The sequence below is a fragment of the Paenibacillus plantarum genome (assembly GCF_013141695.1).
Lineage (GTDB): Bacteria > Bacillota > Bacilli > Paenibacillales > NBRC-103111 > Paenibacillus_E > Paenibacillus_E plantarum.
On record NZ_WHNY01000082.1, the window covers coordinates 206292 to 214609 of the forward strand.

At 45.7% G+C, this 8318-nt stretch carries 8 protein-coding genes; 2 read left to right on the forward strand and 6 right to left on the reverse strand.

From position 1 onward, the window contains the following. Positions 1-52: 52 nt before the first annotated feature. From GC096_RS34155 to GC096_RS34170, 4 genes are read right to left on the reverse strand one after another with little or no spacing between them, the layout of a single operon-like run. A complete protein-coding gene (locus GC096_RS34155) occupies positions 53-715 on the reverse strand; it encodes a 3-oxoacid CoA-transferase subunit B (RefSeq protein ID WP_171636889.1) in 663 nt (220 codons plus the stop codon). After that, entirely contained in the window at positions 682-1413 is a 732-nt protein-coding gene (locus GC096_RS34160) for a CoA transferase subunit A (protein WP_171636946.1), read from the reverse strand. Before GC096_RS34160 ends, GC096_RS34155 begins: the two co-directional genes overlap by 34 nt. Beyond that, complete coding sequence (locus tag GC096_RS34165; protein WP_171636891.1) at positions 1413-2765, reverse strand: aspartate aminotransferase family protein; 1353 nt, start codon at positions 2763-2765, stop codon at positions 1413-1415. The genes GC096_RS34160 and GC096_RS34165 overlap by 1 nt, the downstream gene beginning before the upstream one ends. 32 nt (positions 2766-2797) lie before the next feature. Further along, on the reverse strand, positions 2798-3061 hold the full coding sequence (locus GC096_RS34170; RefSeq protein WP_171636893.1) for a YokU family protein: 264 nt from the start codon (positions 3059-3061) through the stop codon (positions 2798-2800). Between the two features lie 186 nt (positions 3062-3247). Between GC096_RS34170 and ablB the strand changes: the two genes are divergently transcribed. Then, a complete protein-coding gene (gene ablB, locus GC096_RS34175; RefSeq protein WP_171636895.1) occupies positions 3248-4105 on the forward strand; it encodes a putative beta-lysine N-acetyltransferase in 858 nt (285 codons plus the stop codon). Positions 4106-4133: 28 nt separating this feature from the next. Here ablB and rpoN read toward each other — a convergent pair whose 3' ends face one another. After that, complete coding sequence (gene rpoN, locus GC096_RS34180) at positions 4134-5459, reverse strand: RNA polymerase factor sigma-54 (protein WP_171636897.1); 1326 nt, start codon at positions 5457-5459, stop codon at positions 4134-4136. Between the two features lie 455 nt (positions 5460-5914). Here rpoN and GC096_RS34185 point away from each other — a divergent pair, with 455 nt between their 5' ends. After that, a complete protein-coding gene (locus GC096_RS34185; protein ID WP_171636899.1) occupies positions 5915-6952 on the forward strand; it encodes a stalk domain-containing protein in 1038 nt (345 codons plus the stop codon). 369 nt (positions 6953-7321) lie between these two features. Here GC096_RS34185 and GC096_RS34190 read toward each other — a convergent pair whose 3' ends face one another. After that, complete coding sequence (locus GC096_RS34190; RefSeq protein WP_171636901.1) at positions 7322-8032, reverse strand: AAA family ATPase; 711 nt, start codon at positions 8030-8032, stop codon at positions 7322-7324. Between the last annotated feature and the right edge of the window lie 286 nt (positions 8033-8318).

Below are 8318 nucleotides of genomic sequence, written 5' to 3' on the forward strand. Positions count from 1 at the left end.
AACTTGATGATTAGGCAAAGGAATTCCCTCCTTCAAGCCTTTCTTTGACAGATTACGGGATGTACGCAATGTTTTCAGGAATAAGCAAGGCAGCTTCCGTATGCCGAACAACCTCTTCTACCGTATAGGGCAGCATGACTTCTTTTAAAATCAACCCTTGCTCTGAAACCTCCATGACAGCCATTTCCGTAATGATCAGCTTCACACAGGCCACTGCCGTTAGGGGCAAGTCGCATTGTTTTTTAACCTTAGACTCCCCGTTTCGGTTGACATGGTTCATCAGAACGATGACTTTTTTGGCTTTTTGCGCAAGCTCCATCGCCCCACCGATTCCCGCGACACGTTTCCCAGGTACGATCCAATTCGCGAGATCCCCTCGCTCACTTACCTCTAGTGCCCCAAGGATCGTGATATCTATACAGCCTCTTCGTATCATGGCAAAAGCAATTGCACTATCACAGTAGGAAGCACCCCGATGAATCGTTATGGGATATCCGCCTGCGTTGCACAGAAAAGCATCTTCCTCGCCCGGAATCGGCGCGCCACCAGCGCTTAAAATCCCATTCTCTGCATGAAAAACGACCTGGATGCCCTCAGGTACATAATCCGCCACCTTCGTCGGAATACCGATACCTAAATTGACAGCCATGCCATTCTTCAATTCTTGAGCAGCCCGCTTTGCTATTCGGTCGCGGGTTTCTTTTCCCATACCCATTCCCAAGTCACCCCCCTGCTCAAGATCACCATATCCACGAAAATACCTGGCGTGACTATACTTTCAGGGTCCAGCTCGCCGAGTGGTACAATCTCATCGACTTCGGCGATTGTAATTTGGCCAGCCATGGCAACGAGCGGATTCAGATTTCTACCGCTTTTATCGTAGATGAGATTTCCATATGGATCGGCTTTTTTCGCATGTACGATGGCAACATCTGCTGTCAATGCCGGCTCTACCAGATATGTTTTCTCTCCGATGGACACCGTGTCCTTTCCCTGCTCCATGATCGTTCCGACGCCGACATCCACCAAGATCCCGCCTAGCCCTACACCGCCGGCACGAATTTTTTCGCATAAAGTTCCTTGCGGGTAAAACACAACTTCCATGGTGCCCTGCTCCATCATTTGACCAGCGTTAGGATTAGAGCCGATATGAGAAGCGATGACTTTCTTCACACGTCCTGCCGTGACCAAACGTCCGATGCCGATGTGGGGAAATCCCGTATCATTCCCAATAATGGTTAAGTCTTCAACGCCTTTTTGAAGGATGCCTTCGACTAATGTTGGCGGCGTTCCAATTCCTCCAAATCCACCGAACATCAACGTACAACCATTCGATATCGTTTGAAGCGCTTCTTCCAAGCTTCTTACTTTACCTTCGCCTTCGTTCACACGTGAATTCTCACTTGGCACCATCATATCTCCTCCGATGTGGATGGGGTAATCTCCGCCATGACTTCCTGTATGGATTCAGCTAATATCCGCACAAGTTGGTCCATTTCCTCTTCGGAAATAATCAAAGGCGGCGCGATGATAATCGCATCCCCCTCCCCGTCGATCGCACCAGCTGCAGGATATACAAGCAACCCTTTCTGAAAAGCATTCTCGATGATCCGAGACGTAACACCTAATCCAGGTGGAAATGGTCGCTTGTCAGTCCGATCCGCAACAAATTCAATAGCTAGAAGTAGCCCTTTGCCTCTCACATCACCGATCATCTCGATCCCATCAGCCAATTGACTCAGCCCGTTCATCAAATAACTGCCTTTGTTTGCTGCTGCGCTGACTAATTGATGCTTTTCAATATACGTAAGTACTGCTAACGATACAGCCGCCGATTGCGGATTTGCGCTGTACGTATGACCAGACATGATACTTTTGGTGCCATTCAGAATAGGCTCCATCACATGATCTTTGACAAGTGTAGCTGCCATTGGCGTATAGCCAGCACTCATCCCTTTGCCTAAAGCCATGAGATCCGGCTCAACCTCATCATGCTGCATACCAAACATCGCACCCGTTCGGGCAATGCCTGTCATGACTTCATCCGCGATAAATAAGATATCATGCTGTTCGCAAATTGCTTTGATCTTCTTGTAGTAGCCTGCTGGCGGAACAATGGCTCCCCCTGCAGCTCCAATGATCGGCTCCGCGATGAACGCGGCGATATGTTCGGCACCGATCCGCTTGATCGCTGTCGCCAAATCGTCTGCACAGGCTAACTGGCAATTACCTACCGTTTTGCCTAATGGACAGCGATAGCAATAGGGCGGCATGACTACCGGGAAATCTTCTAATAAGGGGATGAATCTCCTTCTTCTGAGCACGTGGCCTGACATCGAAAGTGCACCTAGCGTGATACCGTGATAGCTCATTCGCCTAGAGATCACTTTATTTTTACCCCATCTCCCTTTCTCCTGCCAATGTTGAATGGCAATCTTCATCGCCGTTTCCGTGGCTTCCGATCCGCTGTTCACAAAGAAGGTCCAGTAATCGTTGCCAGGTGCTAGATCGCTTAGCTTCTCTGCCAGTTGCTCAGCGGGCTTACTTGTAAACTGTGAACGATAAACGAAGGACACTTTGTTTGCTTGTTCCATCATCGCATCGATGATTTCTTGCACCCCGTGCCCTAGACCAGCTGTCACAGCTCCCGAGCAACCGTCGATATAAGCTTTGCCTTGTTCATCGTAGAGATAAATACCTTTCCCATATTGAATCGTGGGATAATGGTGATCCAAAACCGGCTTGATGACATGCTCCCGCTTCATAGGGCACCCCCACAGATTTTGCTTATACTATTCTATTTCAGAAACATATTCTTTACCCGCGGAGCCTTTAACAGATCTTCATAGCGAAATGCCGTTCCAAGTGCAGAAACATCATGCCAATACAAGGTCTCTTCAATTTGCTGGGCGGTGCTTTCTAGGACATAGGTACGGCAGTTCGCACATTCAAGCGCAGGAATTTCAAGTATTTGCACCGCTAAACGCCCATCAGGCATAATCCAGTAGCAATCTTTCACACTTTCACGGATATCTTCTGTTTCACACCACATGCAATTCATATGCTTGCAACCTCCTTCATATGGTATAGAACATTCTTGCGCCATACTGGTAATCATGCAAAAAGGATGCCAACTTTCCGCAGTGGGTATTTGACCACTTTATAGGATGCGAATGTGGATTAAGCCGCAAAAATGTTGGCAGTTATTATTATTTTGCAGCAAATTAAGGGTTAAGGGGGATGCTGGATGCCAAGTGATCTGCCAACCTATTTGAATCAAGTTGAGAACGGTACCGATTATACGATTATGTTTTGCCTTGATTTTACGAATAAAAGGTTGCGGGTGGATGACTATTCGGGAAATGTAGATGTCATTTACAGGCGAGTGGTTGAAATGGCCAAATCGCATGCTTTGACCAAAGTGTTTATCAAATCACGAGAAGTAGATTGGCAGACTTTTTTATCGAAGGGATGTATGCTGGAAGGTATTTACAAAGGATACTTCAATGGAGACGATGCTTACTGTATGGCCATGTATGATGATCTCGCACGCAGGACTAGCGACTATTGGTTGGAAGAAGATCTAATTCTGCAGCAGGTTCTTTCTCTCCCCCTTAAGTCCGATCGCCCCTTGGTTCCGAGCAACATGACGATGCGTCTCGCTCGATTGGAGGATGCGGAACAGCTCTCCCTGTTATACAGCCACATTTTCCAAACCTACCCGACGCCTATGAATGATGCCATGTATGTGGAGAAAACCATGCGGGAAGGAACGATTTATTATCTCGTCGAATCACAGGATCAACTCATAAGCGCCGCTTCCTCAGAGATCAATTCCGTCTACGCGAATGCCGAAATGACAGATTGCGCTACGCTCCCAACCTATCGCAATCAAGGTCTCATGCGTCTGCTTATACATGCCCTAGAAGCTGAGTTAGTTACTCGGCAAATCACATGCGCTTATTCGTTATCGAGGGCCCTTTCATTCGGTATGAATGCCGTTTTCTATCAAATGGGGTACGGATATTACGGCAGACTTACGAAAAATTGCGACATTTATGATAAGTTTGAGGACATGAATTTATGGGCCAAATCGTTAACATGAAGTGATTATGAATCCCCCTCCATTCAATCTATATGCGTTTTCTTCTTACAGAAGAAGAAATACCGAGTTCTTCCCGATACTTGGTAATGGTACGGCGGGAAATGGAGATACCTTCCTCCTTCAACAAATCTGCCAACTTTTGATCAGAGTATGGTTTTCTAGGATTCTCTTCACTAATCCATGTCTTGATTCTTGTTTTCACATGTTCTGAAGAAGCAGAATCGCCTATGTCCATTTGAAGACCGGAGGGAAAGAAATACTTCAGTTCAAATATGCCCCAAGGGGTTTGAGCGTATTTCCCAGCTGTAGCTCGGCTTACCGTTGATTCATGTACGCCTAATTTCTCAGCAATCTGCTTTAAGGTCATAGGTTTGAGATGGGCATAACCATGCCAGAAGAAATCTCTTTGCTCCTCTACAATGGCTTGTGTAACTCGGAAAATCGTTCTTCGTCTCTGTTCCAAGCACTTCAGGAAGAACTTCGCGGCATGTAATTTACCAGAGAGAAACCTGTTTAACTCGTTATTGTCACTATTCTCGCTGGCCATTCGTTCGTAATAACCACTAACCGAAAGTCCAGACGAAGCAGCTTGAGGCAGCATCACGACGAGCTGTTCACCTGCTTTCTCAATAATGACTTCCGGAATGATATAATGAACCGTTTCTATATGAAAGGCTGCGCCAGGTCTAGGGTTCAAACTTTTGATGACATCGATCGCAGCCTGAATTTCTTGTGTGGACACTTGGAGCAACGTTGATAATTTATGAAGATGGTAATTGGCAATATCCTTCAAATGTTTCCTAATTAATAAGGAGACTAGAGGAAAGCAATCCGCGAGCGACTGGACTTGAAGAAGCAAACATTCCCTCAAATCTCTTGCCCCGATGCCGCGGGGTTCAAAGCTCTGCAAAATCCTTAACGCACGCTCCACTTGAGCAAGCTCGAGCTTACGCACTTCCGAAATTTCAGGCAAGGTGGATCTTAAGTAGCCATTATGGTCTAGATTTCCAATCATAAATGAGACGGTACATCGAATGGATGGTGGTATTTTTTTTATAAAACCTAATTGCTCCTTCAAGTGCCTCTCAAGGGACACCTCATTCGATGCGATGTTAAGTAAGGGGTCATTGTCGTGATCAGTTCTTCTAGCTCCATGGAAAAAGGTTGGTGTGAGGTTGTGAGCGTCCCCTTTATTTCCGGCTATTTCCAATACCGGATTTTCAGTTACCTCTTGTTGAATAACTTCCAGTAATTCTGGTGTCGTGAGCTTGAGGATCGTAATCGCTTTGCGTAGTTGAGGTGTTATCTGCATCTTGGTTGTTTGCTGTTGGAACATTCCGTAGCCTGGGCGCATGTGCATCACCCCTTTTCCTTGTTGCTTCTATATGTATTCATGACGGGCAACTTTTACCCAAATCTGTGTATAGAGACTGAGGGGAGCGGACATACTATTTTATGACGGTGACGCAGTGGTGAGGTGTTGTGTCGCAGACAATTTACACAAGGGAATTTGTTATTGAATCCATATGGAGGCGAGGAGATGTGCCGCATACCACTTACTGTAGTATCTTTACTGCAATGATGTGATGAGGTAGTTACCTAGCGAAGTAAGGTTCAAGGCAAGAGCTCCATCAATTATCGCACCGTCAAAGAGGCTGTCCACAAGTAGATTCGTCTACTCTAGGGCAGTCTTCTTTATTTTAATACCGATGGACTACTCCCATTCTTTACCTCCGTCCCATACGGACTCAAGGAAATCTCGCTTAACGAAATATATAGGCATTAACAGAAAGTATGAGGACTACAAGTATGAGAATTAGAAAACAACTCTTTCGAGGTGCCCATATTGCGTTACTGAGCATGATGCTGCTTCATACAACTTCTATAAAGGCTGCGGAGAATGCATCGCCTACTGTGTTTTTGGACGGGCTTCCGCTGTCCTTTCAGACACCTCCTGTCATTGAAGAAGGCTATAGCCTCGTGCCGATGCGAGCCCTTTTTGAAGCGGAAGGTGCTACAATTACATGGGATGAGAACACGCGAACGGTAACAGCTGTCAAAGTTGGCTCTACAGTAACTTATCAAATTGGAGACTCATTTGCCTATAAAAATAAAGAACGGCTGGAGCTGCCCATAGCTGGCAAAATTATTGATGGCTTCACGATGATGCCATTGCGATTTATTAGTGAGACGCTAGGTAATATCGTAAAATGGCATGACTACTCCCGCTCGATTACAATCTCATCTGTACACGACAATGAAACCACAATCCAATATGGTGTCAATTTGCGCGACACGCCAGTTAAAGATGACGATACCCACATTCTTCGAATGCTTGCCAAAACCGAAAAAATCCACGTCATTCGTGAAGTCAACCCAGACTGGTTAGAGGTACAAACACAAGACGGCACCATCGGTTTCATCTCTTCTGCTCCGATGTATTCGGATTACACGAACACGTCGATAGCGATGAAGCAAGCGGATGCTTTAATTACTTTCGGGTCTACGTTTATTGGAACACCTTATGAGTTCGGTGCTGCATCAGGGCAAACGAATACGTTCGATTGCTCTTCGTTCGTTCAGTACCTTTTTGACCAAGTATTGTCGAAGCATTTGCCGCGCGTTTCCTACGATCAAGCACTACAAGGGAAAGAAGTCGGAATTAACGACCTTCGCAAAGGAGATCTCCTCTTTTTCACGGCACGCGGGCTCGATATCGGTCATGTAGGGATTTATGCAGGTAATGGTCGGATCCTTCAAACGTATTCCAAGGAACTTGGTGTTCACTTCACTGCGTTCGATGAGAAATGGAAGAAGCGTTTTGTCACGGCGAGACGATTGTTCTAGATAATAGCGCCCTTTTTGGGCGCTATTGTTCATTCGCGAGCGGCTCTGGATGACGATAAGGCCCTTTTCGGGCCTTAAGTCGGGCGAAACCGCCGCATTGGCAGCGCTCCCACGGAAATAGCGCCCTTTTTGGGCGCTATTGTCCGTTCGCGAGCGGCTCCGGATGACGATAAAGCCCTTTTCGGGCCTTAAGTCGGGCGAAACCGCCGCATTGGCAGCGAACCCACGGAAATAGCGCCCTTTTGAGGCGCTATTGTTCATCCGCGAGCGGCCGCTTAAACATCGAAGCTTCAAGTTCGCCATATGTCTGTCCTAATTTTGAACTACTGACAAACCTAAAGTAGTAAAATGACAATGAGCTGATCAAATTCAATCTTTGAACAGCTCATCTAAAATCATTTTTCTATTATCTAGAAACCGTTTGGTAATCATATAATGGAGCGTTTCCTCGTATTGAATCTCACTAATGGGTTGATCATCAAAAGTAAGAATCTGCGCATCGGGATATCCAAGCAGAATGGGAGAATGCGTAGCGATAATGAACTGTGCTTCCTTCTCCAAATCTTTGATAACACGCATTAAAGCTAATTGTCTTGCTGGCGATAAAGCTGCTTCTGGTTCATCTAGAAGGTAAATGGCTTTTTTCCCGAATCGATGCTTAAAAAGAGAAAGAAAAGCTTCACCATGCGATTGCTCGTGTAAGGATCGACCACCGTAATAGGGTAAACTTTCAGGCATCGTATCTAAATAGCTAGCAAAGTTATAAAAAGTCTCTGCTCGGAGAAAGAAACCATTCGTAATCTTCGGCATCCAAGAAAGACGTAAATGTTCACCCAGAATGGAGTGCGCTGCGTCGACGTCATACACATTGTTTCTCCCGCCACTTGCTGTATTAAACCCACATTGGTAGGCGATGGCTTCAAGAATCGTTGATTTACCTGAACCATTCTCTCCGACCAGGAAAGTGACGTTCTTCTCGAAAGTAATGGAAGTCAATGATTGGATGGATGGGATGGTAAACGGATATTTCTCGGCATCGATATTCCCTTGCTTTTGAATTTCCAGTCTTCTCAGATACATGATTGCTCAACTCCAAATGAAATTTCCAAGCCTATCTTCTATTCTACGGTTTTCTAACTCGAAGTAAAGAAATGCGCTATCTCTATAATTAATATCATTAATAATTCATAGCATTAATTACGAGTGAGAGTTTGGTGCTTTTCGTGGCGCGAAAGGCGTGAGAGGTGTAAATAGGAGTGTGTAGAACACGCTACTCCCACATTAGATCACGTTTCGTCTCCTAATAGTCCGAAATTACCGAATTAATCTAAGCTTCTGTACCATCCTCACGTAATTAGTCCGAAAC

What these genes read in the sequence shown, in the direction of transcription:
- GC096_RS34155 (WP_171636889.1), bottom strand. Translation starts at nt 715, where the DNA reads ATGGGTATGGGAAAAGAAACCCGCGACCGAATAGCAAAGCGGGCTGCT.
- GC096_RS34160 (WP_171636946.1), bottom strand. Translation starts at nt 1,413, where the DNA reads ATGGTGCCAAGTGAGAATTCACGTGTGAACGAAGGCGAAGGTAAAGTA.
- GC096_RS34165 (WP_171636891.1), bottom strand. Translation starts at nt 2,765, where the DNA reads ATGAAGCGGGAGCATGTCATCAAGCCGGTTTTGGATCACCATTATCCC.
- GC096_RS34170 (WP_171636893.1), bottom strand. Translation starts at nt 3,061, where the DNA reads ATGAATTGCATGTGGTGTGAAACAGAAGATATCCGTGAAAGTGTGAAA.
- ablB (WP_171636895.1), top strand. Translation starts at nt 3,248, where the DNA reads ATGCCAAGTGATCTGCCAACCTATTTGAATCAAGTTGAGAACGGTACC.
- rpoN (WP_171636897.1), bottom strand. Translation starts at nt 5,459, where the DNA reads ATGCGCCCAGGCTACGGAATGTTCCAACAGCAAACAACCAAGATGCAG.
- GC096_RS34185 (WP_171636899.1), top strand. Translation starts at nt 5,915, where the DNA reads ATGAGAATTAGAAAACAACTCTTTCGAGGTGCCCATATTGCGTTACTG.
- GC096_RS34190 (WP_171636901.1), bottom strand. Translation starts at nt 8,032, where the DNA reads ATGTATCTGAGAAGACTGGAAATTCAAAAGCAAGGGAATATCGATGCC.